This window comes from Sulfitobacter sp. F26204, assembly GCF_026410305.1.
Taxonomy (GTDB): Bacteria; Pseudomonadota; Alphaproteobacteria; order Rhodobacterales; family Rhodobacteraceae; genus Sulfitobacter.
Genome location: NZ_JAPMLQ010000010.1, coordinates 1 through 14681, shown reverse-complemented (window position 1 = coordinate 14681; position 14681 = coordinate 1). Strand labels below are relative to the sequence as shown.

The 14681-nt window shown below is 55.7% G+C and carries 14 protein-coding genes; 2 read left to right on the top strand and 12 right to left on the bottom strand.

Annotated elements, in window-relative coordinates:
• Nucleotides 1–147: 147 nt before the first annotated feature.
• From OS190_RS18075 to OS190_RS18040, 8 genes are read right to left on the bottom strand one after another with little or no spacing between them, the layout of a single operon-like run.
• Nucleotides 148–1416: an MFS transporter gene (locus tag OS190_RS18075; protein WP_267160115.1), complete on the bottom strand. Its 1269-nt coding sequence runs from the start codon at nucleotides 1414–1416 to the stop codon at nucleotides 148–150.
• Entirely contained in the window at nucleotides 1403–2431 is a 1029-nt protein-coding gene (locus OS190_RS18070; protein ID WP_267160114.1) for a lysylphosphatidylglycerol synthase transmembrane domain-containing protein, read from the bottom strand. The genes OS190_RS18075 and OS190_RS18070 overlap by 14 nt, the downstream gene beginning before the upstream one ends.
• A 35-nt stretch (nucleotides 2432–2466) precedes the next feature.
• Nucleotides 2467–2829, bottom strand: a complete 363-nt coding sequence (locus tag OS190_RS18065; RefSeq protein ID WP_267160113.1) for a hypothetical protein — start codon at nucleotides 2827–2829, stop codon at nucleotides 2467–2469.
• Between the two features lie 4 nt (nucleotides 2830–2833).
• The gene (gene merA / locus OS190_RS18060) at nucleotides 2834–4267 is read right to left on the bottom strand and encodes a mercury(II) reductase (RefSeq protein WP_267160112.1); all 1434 of its coding nucleotides are present in this window, start codon (nucleotides 4265–4267) and stop codon (nucleotides 2834–2836) included.
• A gap of 18 nt (nucleotides 4268–4285) precedes the next feature.
• Nucleotides 4286–4489, bottom strand: a complete 204-nt coding sequence (gene merF / locus OS190_RS18055) for a mercury resistance system transport protein MerF (RefSeq protein WP_502212290.1) — start codon at nucleotides 4487–4489, stop codon at nucleotides 4286–4288.
• Nucleotides 4470–4733, bottom strand: a complete 264-nt coding sequence (gene merT, locus OS190_RS18050; RefSeq protein ID WP_267160111.1) for a mercuric ion transporter MerT — start codon at nucleotides 4731–4733, stop codon at nucleotides 4470–4472. The genes merF and merT overlap by 20 nt, the downstream gene beginning before the upstream one ends.
• Nucleotides 4734–4740: 7 nt before the next feature.
• Nucleotides 4741–5034, bottom strand: a complete 294-nt coding sequence (locus tag OS190_RS18045; protein ID WP_267160110.1) for a cation transporter — start codon at nucleotides 5032–5034, stop codon at nucleotides 4741–4743.
• Between the two features lie 11 nt (nucleotides 5035–5045).
• Nucleotides 5046–5450 (bottom strand): mercuric transporter MerT family protein, encoded by a 405-nt coding sequence (locus OS190_RS18040; protein ID WP_267160109.1) that lies wholly within the window; start codon nucleotides 5448–5450, stop codon nucleotides 5046–5048.
• Between the two features lie 74 nt (nucleotides 5451–5524).
• On the opposite strand from OS190_RS18040, the gene OS190_RS18035 reads away from it, so the two are divergent.
• Nucleotides 5525–5971 (top strand): MerR family transcriptional regulator, encoded by a 447-nt coding sequence (locus OS190_RS18035; RefSeq protein ID WP_267160108.1) that lies wholly within the window; start codon nucleotides 5525–5527, stop codon nucleotides 5969–5971.
• 171 nt (nucleotides 5972–6142) lie between these two features.
• The gene (locus OS190_RS18030; RefSeq protein ID WP_267160107.1) at nucleotides 6143–7150 is read left to right on the top strand and encodes an IS30 family transposase; all 1008 of its coding nucleotides are present in this window, start codon (nucleotides 6143–6145) and stop codon (nucleotides 7148–7150) included.
• A gap of 73 nt (nucleotides 7151–7223) precedes the next feature.
• On the opposite strand, the gene OS190_RS18025 is transcribed toward OS190_RS18030, so the two are convergent.
• The 4 genes from OS190_RS18025 to OS190_RS18010 all read right to left on the bottom strand — a co-directional run.
• On the bottom strand, nucleotides 7224–7817 hold the full coding sequence (locus OS190_RS18025) for a DUF6880 family protein (protein ID WP_323370739.1): 594 nt from the start codon (nucleotides 7815–7817) through the stop codon (nucleotides 7224–7226).
• Entirely contained in the window at nucleotides 7763–8419 is a 657-nt protein-coding gene (locus tag OS190_RS18020; RefSeq protein WP_267160105.1) for a DUF6880 family protein, read from the bottom strand. Before OS190_RS18020 ends, OS190_RS18025 begins: the two co-directional genes overlap by 55 nt.
• A 371-nt stretch (nucleotides 8420–8790) precedes the next feature.
• Nucleotides 8791–12603, bottom strand: coding sequence for a Hint domain-containing protein (locus tag OS190_RS18015; RefSeq protein ID WP_267160104.1), 3813 nt, complete (start codon nucleotides 12601–12603; stop codon nucleotides 8791–8793).
• 543 nt (nucleotides 12604–13146) lie between these two features.
• On the bottom strand, nucleotides 13147–14681 hold a 1535-nt coding region (locus tag OS190_RS18010), incomplete at its 5' end, for an Ig-like domain-containing protein (RefSeq protein WP_267160103.1).

Sequence of the window (14681 nt, the reverse complement as noted above, 5' to 3'; positions counted from 1 at the left end):
CCTCTGTCTCGATACAGCTACCACAAATGAATGAGCGATGTCATGCCAGCCCTTTCGTGGCGATATCCTTCAAAACAATAACTTGCTCAATCCAAGCAACGGCAAATCGCCGCCCATTCCACAGGTTCGAGAAACGCCGCAGGGTTATCATTTGCTCAGCCCTTCGACCTGCCCAATTCGGCGAAGAAGGGCAATCTGCCAAACTGCGGCCAAAATCGCAGCCACGAATACCGACTCTATTGAAATCACCGACACCAGTGCAGCGCCTAGCAGCGGCAGCAGCGCTGCGGGCGACGCCATAGCATTGAAGTAGGCGGAATAGACTGGGCGTCGATCATCGGGTGAAATCTCCATCAGGTAACCCAGATAGCCGATGGTCACGCCGTTCATCATCGCCCCAACGGCAAAAAACAAAACGGCAAAGGCAAACGGCCCGGCGTTTGCCGCAAGGAATACGAGAACCAGCAGCGGTGGTACGGTGCGGACAATTACAACTGTCTGAAGCAGGCTCAGTTTACCTTTCTTGTCACCGATCCAAGCCCAAAAAGGGTTCGATATCAGTGCCCCAATGGTCTGTGCGCCCAACAGCACACCGACATCCGCTGCCGCAACGCCATTTTGGCTCGCTGCGACAAAATAGAAAGGCAGCGCCATCAGGGTGGCACCCCCCAGCCATTGAAAGCCCACGAACAGGCGAAAGCGGGCATCGCTTTTCAATATCTCGACACCACCTCTGAGGAAATCTCTGATGTTGCCAGCAGGCTTTTGCGCCTGTGGGCTGATGGGCGGCTCTCCGGCAGAGACGAACAACGACGAGGACAGGATCATCAGCATGGACGCGACACCAAAGATCAAAGCGTACGCCATCAGAATGGGAATGACATCAAGCGACCACCGGACGAATACGGCGATGATCAGTGCGATGAGCCCGCCGCCGAAGAACCGCCACGCGAGCATGGAACTGCGCGAGGTCGATGGGATGGAGCGCCCGACGATATCGTTGTAGGGCACGGCCACAACGCCACTAATGAAGGCATAGGCGGTCCAGAGGACGAAAAACCCGACAACCAACGGAACCGGCGGCCAGTCAAGCAGTGGCCAGTCCGAGCCCCACCACAGCAGAACGGCGATGAGCGCCAGACAGGTTGCGCGACCGTATGCACCAAAGACATAGAAGGGCATGCGCCGATCGGCTCGCTGTGCCAGATAGCCAACGACCAATTGCGGCAACAGCCAGCCCAGCCGAAGGATGGTGGTGACGGCACCCACGGCAAAGACGCTGCCCGTCAGATAGAAAACCAGGCTGGCCACCACCGTGGCGGAATCGACCGCTGCAGTCCCCCCTTGGAAAGACGCCCCCGCGGCAGCAATCAGTTGGAAGCGTAATCGTTTGTTTCGAGGATCAGAGCCCCGCATTGAGTGTCTCCGCTTCAAGGTGGGCACGGCGGATGTCGATGCCGCTTTGCCACAGGACGATTAATCCGATGCCTACGACAAGTAGGATCGTCATGATGTAATTGAACAGGATCATCAGCAGCGCCGTTTCTGGCGGAACGCCCAACATCTGCAAGGCAAATCCAGCGCCAAAAATGAAACTGCCCGGTATTCGCACGAAACGACCCAGCACCATGATGAACCCGGAAAACACCATCAGAAAGATATAGTCCCAAGGGGCCAAAACGACGCCAACCGCAAGGCCCGCCCAGACAAAATGGGTCGCCGCAATCAGTTTGGCCGCAATTGCCCCCACAAACACCGCCACGCGCCGCATCGCGTTGCGCGGCCAGATAACACCATCACAAATCGCCGTGCGCAATCCCGGGCCATTTGCGCGCATTCGCGCGGCGACCCAATCAAACAGACGGCAAATCACCGGCCCGTCGCTGGCAAAAAGTGTGCGGAACCTGAACATCGCCCAAAGCAGCCCGCCAAACAACACTATGTTGAGCGCGCCGGCAACACTGAGGCCCAGTTCCAGATTGCCCTCGACTTGCGGCACTTGTCCCACCAGCGCCAGCACACCTGCAAAGAGCGCGAAAACCACGCCGTCGATGAACCGCGAGATAATCGTGGTTGTCAGGACTGTTGCCATCTTCAACTGCTCAAGCCGTGCGATAATCCACGCGCGCACCAACGGGCTAATCCCAAGTGGCACCAGCACATTGGCCCCATATCCGGCCAGCAAAGCGCCAGTTAGCCGGAAGGTGTCCACGGGTTTGACATCGTGCAAAACTTGACGCCATTTCCAGCCGTTAAAAAATTGCTCCAACAGGATGGTCACAGCGAGGATCACGACCCAGATTAGATTGGCAGACCGCAGCCCATCCAGGAATTTGCCGAAGTCCAAGCTTCCGTACAGCATGAAGATCAGGACAAGCGCCACTGCCGCGCCAATCAGAGGCGCACCCCAACGCAGCAGCAATCCATTCATACCTTCTCCTGTTCGAAGTCTGCGCCAAATCAACCTCAGCGGTAGCGACCCATCAGCTTCTCACTCAGATACCAGATTAAGCCACTCCCAGATCCGATTGTAAGACCGAGCCAGCGCCAACCGTCCGGTCCAAGCGGCACCAGCCCGGTAACGTTGCCCAGCACTGGCACGATCATCGCCAACAGAAACGGCCCGGTATAGCGGCAATGTACGCGACCGCAGCGGCGGTTATTCCAAATGCACGCACCGCCCATCCACGCCAGTGCAACAACCCAGACCGCTGTCTTCGGCCCGGTCGGAAGCCAGATCGCCAATACCATCAAGCCGATGGGCAGCCACCAAGCAAGGATGGCGTTGCGATACGTACCCAGAAGATCATTTCTTGTTGCATTTGTCATTTTATCACCCCGCACAACATGACAATTTGGCGACATCCTTCTCGAATGTCTGCGCAGCTAATTTCAGCCCTTCGACAGTTGTGAGGTAAGGAAAGATCATCGCACCCAAATCGTCGTAGGTCAAACCCATCTTGAGAGCCATCGCTGCAGTCTGAATGCTGTCCGCGCCTTCTGGGGCAATGATATGCGCGCCCAAGAGTTTTTTGCTGTCCTTGTCCGCAACCAGCTTGATCAAACCGCGTGTATCACGTGCAGCCAAAGCGCGTGGAACATGCTCCAAACCCAAAACAGATGTGACAACCTCATGACCCGCAGACTGGGCCTGTGCTTCGGTAAGGCCAACGCTGGCAACTTGCGGATCAGAGAAGACCACGGCAGGCATGATGCTGTTGTCATAGCTAAGCGTGTTTCCATTCATCGCATTTTTGGCAGCGAGCTTCGCGCCGTATGCCGCCATATAAACAAACTGGTCGGTTCCGGTCACATCACCCGTGGCATAAACCCCGTCCCGTGTGCTGCGCATCTGCGGGTCAATTACAATTCCACCGCGCGCATTCGTGTCGATCCCGGCGACATCGAGCGCCAATGAGCTTGTGTTCGGAACACGGCCCGTTGCGAGCATTAGCTTTTCAGCTTCGATCCTGACGGCCACGCCATTATGTGTGGCGTGCAGGGTGACGCCATCGCCCGATTTTTCAAATCGGTCATAAGACAGCCCATCAAGAACCTTAATACCCTCTTCGGAAAAGGCTTTCGCCAGGGCTTCGCTGACCTCTGGTTCTGCCTCCGGCAGCAAGCCACGACGCGTGACGATGGTGACTTCTACGCCTGCACGGGCAAATATCTGAGCAATCTCAACGCCGATATAGCCGCCACCCATCACCATCAGAGATTTTGGGAGATGCATCTGTTCAAGTGCAGACGTGCTGTCCAGCCAGTCAACGCCGTCCAGTCCGGGGATATCGGGGATGTGCGGGACCGACCCCGTTGCAATGATGACTTTTGGTGCACGAATAATGCGGTCTCCAACCTTCAAAGAACCATCGTTTGCAAAACTCGCCTGACCTTCAATGTAGGTGACGCCTTCATAGTTCGGCAGAACATCAACGTATTTTGCCGAGCGAAGATCATCCACCAAGGCTTGCTTTTGGGCCACCAACGCCGCCCAATCGGTTACTTTTGCCGTAGCTTCCACGCCATCAAACCGATCAGACCCTTTGGCTGCGTGCAGTGTTTCGACCGCGCGGATCATCGCTTTGGAGGGGACGCACCCGACGTTAACGCAAGTGCCGCCGATGGTTCCGTAGCCTATGAGAACAACCCGCGCACCGTCTTCGGCTGCGGTGATTGCAGCGGAAAATCCAGCAGAGCCAGCACCGATCACAGCGAGGTCAAACGTATCGGCATCCATCGCGTTTAGGTTCAGTAAATCAAGCATGATGTTGGTCTTTCGGATTCAGGTTTTCCGCGCACGGCGGATGACAGCGTAAATCGTGATCAGTATGAACACAGCGAGGGCAGGGAATAAAACGTAGTCCAGATAGCCGACCAGGGCTGACAGGCCGACAATGCCAAAAAGCACAACCAGAATTGGCGTAAAGCAACACAACGCGATTATCACCGTGCCGATAATGCCCATTTTAAGAAGTCTGTCGTTCACGTTGGTCGTCCTTTTCAAATTCTCGTTTGTGTTTGCGCATCCGCATGAAATTGCGCGCTGCTAAGAACACGATGCCGCCAAGCGTGGCCACCAGGGCAGCAGTTAGCAAATTGGCACCCGTCAGAAATCCAGCCGTTCCGAAAAGAACGGTTCCGATCAGGGCTGCCTTTCCCGAGCAGCAAATCAAGACAACCGGTGCGGCGGCGATGAAGGCCAGTAGGCCTCCTGATGAGCTATCTTTCATATGCGGCTCAGGAATTGCCGTCGTCGGACATAAGCTCAGCTTCATAGCCCGCAGATGTAGAGGCGAACGCAATATCTTCTGCACTGGCGATGGCGTCATCAAAGATAACTAGCGCCGTTCGGGTTTCGGCATCAGCGGTCACGGTTACAACCCCGTTGACCCCGCTCATCGCCGATTCAACGATAAAGGGGCAACTTGCACAGGTCATGCCGGGAACAGAGAATGTCACTGTCTGCTCAGCCGCAAAAACAGGGGCGGCCATAAAACCGATCAGGGCCAAAACGGAAGTGTGGAGTTTCATTGTATGTCCTTTCACAGACCAAGAAGAATGGGGGCAACGACCGGCGCGATCCAGTTCCAGAACAACGCGATCACGATGAGAATTGTTGATCTCCAAAGCGCGGATTTGACCAACCGATTGGGAAGTGGCTGCGCACACGTGTCGCCTTCTGCGCAGGCCTTGGGTTTGCGATAAACCATCCAATAGCCGTAGCCGAGAAATCCCAACGTGATCACGATGAAGATTGGCTTGTAGGGTTCTAGCGCCGTCAGATTACCGATCCATGCGCCGGATACGCCAAGGCTAAACAGGATCAACGGAACAATGCAGCACGTTGAGGCGGCAAGAGCGCCAACGATACCACCGGCCGCAATCATGCGCGCCTTTCGGCTGTCAGGATCGCTCTGATTCAGGTCAACGTCTATTGTGTCGTTCATGCAGGCACTCGCAATTCAGGTTTCTTGATGTAAGATGCGGTCTGTAGCCACTACAGAAGCAAGAGGTTTTTTCGATGTCCGACTTCACAAACGCGCGAGGCTATCCGATTGGTGAAATGTCCAAGCGCACTGGCGTGAATATTGAAACGATCCGCTACTACGAGCGGATCAACATCATGCCAAAGCCGGATCGCACGGCAGGCGGCAACCGCCAGTACAATCATGATCAGCTCAAACGGCTGTCTTTCATCAAGACGTCCCGAGAACTTGGGTTCAGCATAGATGAAATCCGAGCATTGCTGGAAATGGTTGACCGAGAAGATTTCACCTGTGGCGAAGTGCATGGACTGACCATTGGGCACTTGGCGTCTGTACGTGAAAAGATCAAAGGGTTGCGAAAGTTGGAAAAGGCTCTTGTTGGAATGGCGGCGGAGTGCAGCCAAGGCAATGTGCCAGACTGCCCAATCCTAGAGACTCTGTTTCAGACGCGCACCCGTTCCAAGCCTGCACTACCGACATGATCGGATAAGTAGATATTGTCAAATATTTAACATAAGTATGATTATGAGCAAAAGAACTGTAGCCGGGTGCGCGCTACATTGAAGTGCGACTCCTATTAGAAAACAATGAGGGCACATTCCATTTTGGATTGCATCACTGGATAATTTTCTGATGCAGATCAGGAGGATGTGATGAGACGACCCTACCGCAAATTGAACCTAGATGAACGCAGAATCTTGGCGACTATGCTTCAGGCGAAAGCCACGAAGACTGAGATTGCCAAAACGCTTGGCCGAAGCCGTTCGACGATCCACCGCGAGATCAAGCGTAACTGGTGGCATGATGAGGAAGTTCCTCAAGCCGATGGTTATTGGCGTGTGACCGCGCAGACGCTTGCGGATCGCCGCAATCTCAAGCGTCGCAAGTTGGAATGCCATGAAGACTTGCGCACTGAAGTGGTTGGCAAACTAAAAGCTGGTTGGTCACCTGAACAAATCGCCGGTCGCCTGAAGATTGAACCACGTGCGCCGCACCGGATTTGCCACGAGACGATCTATCAGTACGTCTATTCAAAGAGCGGCCAGTCTCAAGAGCTTGGGCGGTATCTGCCTGCGCGTCAGAAGAAGCGCAAACCCCGCTATGCCCGCAAGGCACGTGGTGAGGTTTTCCCTTTAGAAAGAAGCATCCACAACCGCCCAGAGGAGATCAACGACCGCAGCCAGTTTGGCAACTGGGAAGGTGATTTGATGATCTTTGAGCGCGCTCAAGGCAACGCCAATGTCGCCACACTGATTGAGCGCAAAACACGCTATGTCGTTCTGTTGCGTAACAACGATCGCAAGTCAAAACCGCTGATGAACCGTTTGATCAACGAGATGTCTCCCCTGCCCGCAGATGCGCGCCGTAGCATCACCTTTGATCGCGGATTTGAATTCACATCCTGGCGCGAGCTGAAGGCCGGGATGGGCACCAAATCATGGTTCTGCGATCCGCAAGCACCATGGCAAAAAGGCTCGGTTGAGAACATGAACAAACGGGTCCGCAGATACCTGCCGCGAGACACAGCTCTGCTGTCGCTCCCAAATCGATATATGAAGTCGATTTGCGAGCGCCTCAACGCCACACCGCGCAAATGTCTGGGCTATCTGACGCCTGCCGAAGCCTTCAGAGATGAACTGATGAAATTGGAGCGGACATGAGATACCCTGCCCTCATAAAACGATGCAATCGAAATGGAACTCACACGAACATAATATAGCGGTACTCGGGTCCTCACATCCCCGGCCCCCAAAACGATGTCTTTTTTCCGTGCGCTGCCCTTAAGCCCGCAACATACGCTTCATGCGTTTCAAATGGAGCGATGTCATCAATCCTTGCGGCAAGGTTTTTGCACTCGCGCAAGTGGCGTGCAGCGTGGGGGTAACGTTTGACCCGACCATTCTTGAGCGCAAAGTCAATCAGGCCGCGCTTGAGCAGTGTTGCGGCGAGCGGATACTTCTCCTCTAGCGCTTCAGAGGCTGGTCCCAAAAGCTCGTAATGGTTTCCGTCGATTTCGGCGGTGCGATTGGTGATCATGGCTGCCGCCTGTGCAAATGCGGGCCATGTAATCAAGAAATGTAGTGCCGTTGTGAAGCTCTCAAAGCTTTGTGCGTGCTCAAGGGCTTGGTCCTCCGCCGCGACGTCCTCAAAATCTGGCAGCCCAGCGAGCCATGCGCGCAGGTTGTCGGCGTTCAAACTACGCGCAAAACAGGTCCACATGAACGCCCGCACCGCATCCGTTTGCCTCATCGCTTGCATCACATTGATCCGGGTCACTTCCCACTCATAAGGGATCCATCCGGCATCCTCCTCGTCGGGCGCGTTAATCGTCGCCCACGCCTCTTCAAGCCGCCCCGACGCCAGAAGACGTTGGGCGATTTCTGCAGCACCTCCGTCCCCAGCATGGGTGCCAAACCTGAGATTAACGCGGGATAGTGCCCATAGTCATCATCAGGCAAAGCCGTGAGCAACTGGTCAGCTAGTGCAATCGGATACGGCTCAACCGCTTCAGCGAGATCAATCAGGTCTTCGCAGGCCGTGTGAAACACCGATTGCACCCGGCCTGTGCTGTCATCACACCGCTCATAAACACCATTGGCCAATGCTACGAACCGCCAGATTAGTTCAAATGCAACTGAAGGGTTTGACGGCCCAACTTGGCCGACTATAGCCTGCCGTTGCATATCAAGATCGGCCGCAAAGGCGTTCCGCCCCTGCCAGTCGACAAACGACCGTGACCGCGCAATTGCCGAGAGTCGCTTTCGGATTTCCCGTGCAACATCGCCCGTCCCTGCTTCGCCCGCCAGTTCGAGCCTGAGCCGTCGCTTCGCACCTGCATTGCCTTTGGTGATCTCAATCAGAAGATCAGCCAGACGCTCAGCGCCAAGTGCTGCAAGGTTATCCGCATTCAGTGTTGTCTTTCGTGCCATGCGGAAAATCTAGAGCACGCAGCAAACAGATTTCTAGCCCCCTGCCCATTAATTCCTCCTTGTCCGGCCACAAAGGCAAACTGTGGTGATGCGGACCTTCGCTGCGGGGCGCACGAACTAGCAAGATGCGGGACAAAACCGACCTTAGAAATTTCGACTGCGCTGACACAGCATCCCTTCGCGAGTGCGGCATCCTTGTCGTTGCATTGCCGCCACAGTCGTGAGTGCGGTCATTCAAAGCCCCTTTGAACCACAGAATTCAAACTGTGCTTTCACGACCAATAGCTGTTGGCCGTGATACACTACTCACGGCAAAGTCAACTTGAAAGGCATTGATGATTGATCGACCCACTGCGCACTATGCGGACAATTCAGGAGGCGCGGCGCATTCCATGATGGGCCTGACTTCTCGATTTAGCCTTTAAAGATCGCTCGATCTCGTACCGGTCTATTGCGAGGTCCACATCCCACATTTTGATTTCTTTTGCCGACGAGTTCTCAGTATCGAGCAACCAAGTTTCGACAGCTTTTCTGTTCTCTAGAAAGACGCGCGCGGTGTCCCCGTAAGTGGCAATGATGTCGCCATGATGCACCGCAGGACCGAGCCTCGGGAATATCAATCGCAATTGTTCGCGTGAAGCACTGCTCAACATCTCCATTGCCATTGGGCCTGGATAAAAACTTTCACTTGGAATGCCTTCAGCAAAGATGATCTGGTGTTTTTCGAACATCAGATGGACATAGGTGACTTGCCGTTTGCCCTTTGCCACACGAATGCCGGGCATGGTTTTGGCCAGATGTATGGCGCGTCCCAGATGATCCTGACCCAAAAGCATGCCATGTTGGCGCGACACAAGCAGGTTGCGGGTCGCGCCCAGCACGCCCTTTTTGATCAATACCGGATGCAGGCGGTCATTCTGCAACAGTTCTGCATGTGTAACATGCCGCTGGCCGATCCAAGCGATCCGCTGCGGGCCGTTGTCCATGGTGCTGACCAGATCGCCGACGCGCAAATCGTCAATCAGGACATCACCAAGAGGCGTACGGATGGCTGTGCCAGAGGTAAAGCAAACCACACCTGTGTTCTCCGCTGTGAAGCTGGATTCGTCAGCGGATGCGCCGCTGAACGTCATCGAACCTGCACCAAAGGACGTGTTATTGCTGTAGTCAGTGGCGTTGCCGCGACTGTCTGTCGTGTTGGACTGGTTCAGAACGCCGTCATCCGCCTGATCGGCATAGAGTTCGGATATGTGGTCGTAGTAGCTGCTGAGGTTGATGAAATCGTTGTTGGTGCTGTCGCCGTCATCCAGCGTGCCGGTATTGCCGGTGTTGAAGTCGGTGATCGTGTCGCTGCCGTCACCAGGTTGATAAGTGAACGTGTCGTCGCCCGCTCCGCCTTCGATACTGTCGTCGCCTGCGCCGCCATCAATCGTGTCGTTACCGCTGCCGCCCTCGATTGTGTCGTCGCCGCCCCGGGCATCAATGGTCAGGCCAGCCCCGTCCGCCCCGCCTTGCACGCTGTCGCTCTGATCCGTCAGGATCAAGTTCTCGATCTCGGTGAAGGCGATCGTGTCGGTGCCGTCGGTAATCGTGCCGGCTTCGTCACCGGTATAGGTGACGGTGACAGCGCCGCTGAGTGCGGAGAGGTCGATTGTGTCGAAATCCACATCTCCCGGATCGGTGGTGCCTTCACCGCCTGTGATGCTGTCATTGCCAAAGCCGTCCTCGATGATGAACGTATCGGCGTCGTCGCCGCCATCCATCGTATCATCGCCCGTGCCACCGCGCAGTGTGTCCTCACCACCTGTTGCGATGATACTGTCGTCGCCCGCGCCACCATCAAGGCTGTCATCCCCGTCAGAGTTCATCAGCGTGTCATTGCCCAGACCACCGATTAGGGTATCCTGGCCTTCGCCTGTGGTCAGGAAATCGTTGCCGTCGCCACCATCGATCAGGTCGTCGCCATCGCCACCTGCCAGCGTGTCGTCACCAGTGCCGCCGGTGATGATATCATTGCCGCCCGCGCCGCTGACCGACATGGCAGACGTCACGCCCGAAGCATCCACGGTATCGTTGAATTCCGTATAGGTCAGGTTTTCGATCTCGGTAAAGCCAACCGTATCCACACCGTCCGACAGCGTGCCATCGTCACCATCCGTCGTGGTGAACACCACATTGACGCCGCTCGTCAGGGCCGAGGCGTCAAGCGTGTCACCCGCCGCTTCGCCGGCTTCCCCCCCGATGATCGTGTCATTGCCAAAGCCGTCCGCCAATGCGACCTGATCATCGCCATCACTCAGGGTTAAACTGTCATCCCCCGTACCGCCAAAGACCGTCGCATTACCGATCGTATCAAAATAGGTTAAATTCCCTGAACCGCCCGTGATCAGGTTGTCCCCACCAGAGGGATCCCAGACAAAGACATCGGCGCTGGACCCGCTTGCATCAAGCGTATCATCGCCAACGCCGAGGCGGATCATCTCGATGTCAGAATAGGTGATCGTGCTTACGCCATCCGTCGCCGTCCCAGCGCCGGTTCCGGTGATGATGATGTCGATGTTGCCAGTGTAATAAAGAAAGCTGAGCTGATCGCCGCTAAAGCCAGTTCCGGCAGCAACGCCACCATCAACGACGTGGTTGCCGAACCCATCGTAAACGCGGATGTAATCCAGCCCAGCCCCTGCAAAGACGGTATCGGCACCACCCTGTATATCTATGCTGTCGGTATTTGCGCCGCCGTAGACAAGGTCATCGCCATCCCCACCAGCAAGATTGCTGCCGTCATCACCGGTATAGAGGGTATCGTTCCCTGCGCCGCCATCGACAATATTGTAACCTGCACCTCCCGAAATGACATTTGCATTGGCGTCACCCGTCAGATCGTCGGTAAAAGCAGTGCCAGTAAGATTTTCAATGTTTGTGTATATGTCACCGATGGCATCATTGCCTGTTCCGCCGGTGGCAAGATTGGCGATGACCCCGCTGCTCGAATTCTCATAAGTTGCCGTATCAATGCCATCGCCGCCGTCCATGCTATCGGCGCCGTCGCCACCCTCCAGTTGGTCATCACCCGTACCGCCCAGAAGCGTATCATCGCCACCCCCACCAAGAAGGGAATCCGCGCCAATACCGCCACTCAGCGAGTCATTACCGCCGCCACCACTGAGCGTATCGTCTCCGCCATTGCCCGACAGGGTATCACTGCCGGTGCCTGCGCTAATGGAATCCCCACCCAAACCACCGATGAAATTGATGGAATCTGTGGTCCAGCTCCAACTGTCGCCCCCGATATAATCAGAGCCGCGAATTTCCTCTATGTTGGAGAAATTAGCATTGGCACCTGTTATTGTAACACCGGACAAATCTAAAACGTCGTACCCGTCGCCCCCGTCCACAGTGTCGTTTCCGGCGTCTTCCAAGCGAAACGTGTCATTGCCATCCCCGCCAAGCAGGCTGTCGTTGCCACTGCCCCCGTCAATGGTATCGTTACCAGCACCACCATGAACGATGTCATTTCCTGCACCAGCATCAATGACGTCGCCCAAGCCGGCGGTGTCTGTGACGCCACCACCGCTGTTATATGCGGGATCAGAGGTGGTCAGCCTGACATTGTCGACGAGCAGCTGGCTGTTAACGCCGCTCTCTACGACAAGCGCGATGTAGACATTCCCTGTCGCCGCAGTTGCACCTGCGGGAATTGTCAGGTTAACGCCGGTATAAAGGGAAGTATTGGCAGGGACGGTGACACCCTGCGCACTCACATATGTCAGAGAGCCGTTGTCTGCCTGTATATAAATGCGCGCCTGCATGAAAATCGGATTGGTGGTTTCATCGCCCACATCCACCTGCAGGTTATAGCTGTGGGCGGAATTATATGCGACGCCTGTATTCTGAGCGAGCCCATGCCCCACTTCGGCAGAATTGATGAAGGCAACAATTCCGTCAGCCGACACTCCAGCAGGATTATAGGTACCGATATTGAGCGAAGCCGGATTGCCAAAGTGTTCCCAGCCGGATGGGATACCAGCTTGCCACCCCGACGAGATAGCATCGCCCTCAAAGTTCCCGTTGGCAACCAGTTGGTCGCCATAAATCACATCGTTGCCGCCGCCCGCATTCAACGTGTCGGAACCAACGCCGCCTTCAAGCGTTTCACCGTTTCCCGTGCCTGTCAGGTCAGCCATTTGAAATCACCTAAAACCCTTTCACAGCGGCACGCAAAGGCGTGTTTCCCGCTAACGGTGAGATCTTGGGCCGTTCTGGCACCTCAATCGTGATATTCTTGTTTCGCCCTATTCGAAGGGCAAAATTGAATCGGGCTGGCAGACTTGAGGTCGCTCGGATAACGACAGCAGCTTTCAAACAGCGGGCCCCTGCCTGCGGAATGCGTGCCCCTTGGGACGTTTTCCGTACCGGAACCAGCTTCGTTCTCCAACGCTACCAACCCGTTGAAATTTTCCTACGGAGGCAGATTTAACTGTCATGTGTTACCAACCGCCTAAGGCCTGCTTAAAAAAACCCAAGCGCATAGAAATCGGGCGGATTCGCAATACTCTTGGGGAACGCTGTGTGGATTTGGCAAATACCTGCGAACTGGCCTCAAATGGTACGCCCCAAGTTCAACCGATATCCCTGAATGCAAAAAAACCAGCGCCCAAAAGCGCTGGTTTCTATTTTATGGTTAGAGCGGCGGAAATTAAGGTGTCCGCCGCGCTGCTGGTCGGCGTTTAGATTATGACCAAGTCGTCTTCATCTTCTTCATCTTCGATCAGAGGTGCGCCATCTGCAATGCGTGCTTCCTCTTCCGGTGAGCGCATCAAAGCAAGGTAGTCCTCGTCGGCTTCCACGTTGAATTGGACGAATTCGAAGTCCTCGTAAGAGATATCGCCGATTTCACCGTCTTCATCACCACCAAAGATGATGAATTCACCCACTGGACCGACTGCCTCTTCACCGCTGGCCGGTGCTGTGCCACCCAAGATGTCTGACAGCAGATAGTTAGCGTCCGGACCGAAGTTGATCGCGTTAGTTGTGTCACCATCAGGATAGAAGTTACCAAAGGCGTCGTCAGACAGACCGTTGATCTCTTCGTTGACCCGGCTGGCATCGACCGCTTCGGTGAACACGATCTTGTCGTTCAACCCGTCGATCTCGTCCGCATCAAAGTTCTCGATGTTCTGGAACAAGCCGAACGAACCGGTGTCGCCATGGAAGACATCGCCATTGCCTTGGTTGTCCACATGTACGCGGATGTCACCCTCACCGTTACCGGTCAGCGTATCATCGCCTGCACCACCGTCCATCTGCTCGAACCCGCCATCGCTGCGGATGATCACATCGTCACCGTCGCCGGCGTTGATGTTGTCATTGCCTGCACCACCGTCGATGGTGTCGTTTCCTTCACCAGCGTTGATGACGTCATTGCCACCGTTGCCAAAGATCTCGTCATTCAGGCCATCGTCGCCGTCAATCTGATCTCCGTCTGCATCGGTGTAGCCGGGGTTCATCACTTCTCCTGTGTCCAGACCATCAACTGGTCCGGCGTCTCCGCCACCATCATCCGGTGTCACGGTCACGGTCACTTCGGCTGTGTCGCTCAGGCCGTCCGGGTCCTCAATGGTGTAGGTAATCGTGTCCTCACCGTTGAAGTCCATGTCCGGCGTGTACTCAAGCGTGCCGTCGGCGTTGATGACAACCGTCCCGTTTGGCGCAGTGGCAGCGGTCACGGTCAGCGGATCGCCGTCCACGTCGCTGTCATTGCCCAGCACATCGATGGTCACGGCTGTGTCCTCGGGTGTGCTGTCGCTGTCGTCCTCGGCCACAGGGGCGTCGTTCACAGGGGCAACGGTTACGGCCACGGTGCCGGTCGCGGGGTTCCCGTCGGGATCCTCGACCGTGTAGGTGATCGTGTCTTCGCCGTTGAAGTCCGGGTTCGGCGTGTAGTCCAGCGTGCCGTCGGGGTTGATCGTAACCGTCCCGTTCGGCGCAGTGGCCTCAGTTACCGTCAGCGGATCGCCGTTCGGATCAGTGTCGTTGCCCAGCACGTCGATGGTGACGGTGTCGTCCTCATCCACATCTGCTGTGTCCGGCGCGGTCACTGGTGCATCGTCCACCGGTGTCACGGTCACGGTCACTTCGGCTGTGTCGCTCAGGCCGTCCGGGTCCTCGATGGTGTAGGTAATCGTGTCCTCACCGTTGAAGTCCATGTCCGGCGTGTACTCAAGCGTGCCGTCGGCGTTGATGACAACCGTCCCGTTTGGCG

Excerpts from the sequence above, each read along its gene's own strand:
- OS190_RS18075 (WP_267160115.1), bottom strand. The coding sequence starts at position 1,416 with ATGCGGGGCTCTGATCCTCGAAACAAACGATTACGCTTCCAACTGATT.
- OS190_RS18070 (WP_267160114.1), bottom strand. The coding sequence starts at position 2,431 with ATGAATGGATTGCTGCTGCGTTGGGGTGCGCCTCTGATTGGCGCGGCA.
- OS190_RS18065 (WP_267160113.1), bottom strand. The coding sequence starts at position 2,829 with ATGACAAATGCAACAAGAAATGATCTTCTGGGTACGTATCGCAACGCC.
- merA (WP_267160112.1), bottom strand. The coding sequence starts at position 4,267 with ATGCTTGATTTACTGAACCTAAACGCGATGGATGCCGATACGTTTGAC.
- merT (WP_267160111.1), bottom strand. The coding sequence starts at position 4,733 with ATGAAAGATAGCTCATCAGGAGGCCTACTGGCCTTCATCGCCGCCGCA.
- OS190_RS18045 (WP_267160110.1), bottom strand. The coding sequence starts at position 5,034 with ATGAAACTCCACACTTCCGTTTTGGCCCTGATCGGTTTTATGGCCGCC.
- OS190_RS18040 (WP_267160109.1), bottom strand. The coding sequence starts at position 5,450 with ATGAACGACACAATAGACGTTGACCTGAATCAGAGCGATCCTGACAGC.
- OS190_RS18035 (WP_267160108.1), top strand. The coding sequence starts at position 5,525 with ATGTCCGACTTCACAAACGCGCGAGGCTATCCGATTGGTGAAATGTCC.
- OS190_RS18030 (WP_267160107.1), top strand. The coding sequence starts at position 6,143 with ATGAGACGACCCTACCGCAAATTGAACCTAGATGAACGCAGAATCTTG.
- OS190_RS18020 (WP_267160105.1), bottom strand. The coding sequence starts at position 8,419 with ATGGCACGAAAGACAACACTGAATGCGGATAACCTTGCAGCACTTGGC.
- OS190_RS18015 (WP_267160104.1), bottom strand. The coding sequence starts at position 12,603 with ATGGCTGACCTGACAGGCACGGGAAACGGTGAAACGCTTGAAGGCGGC.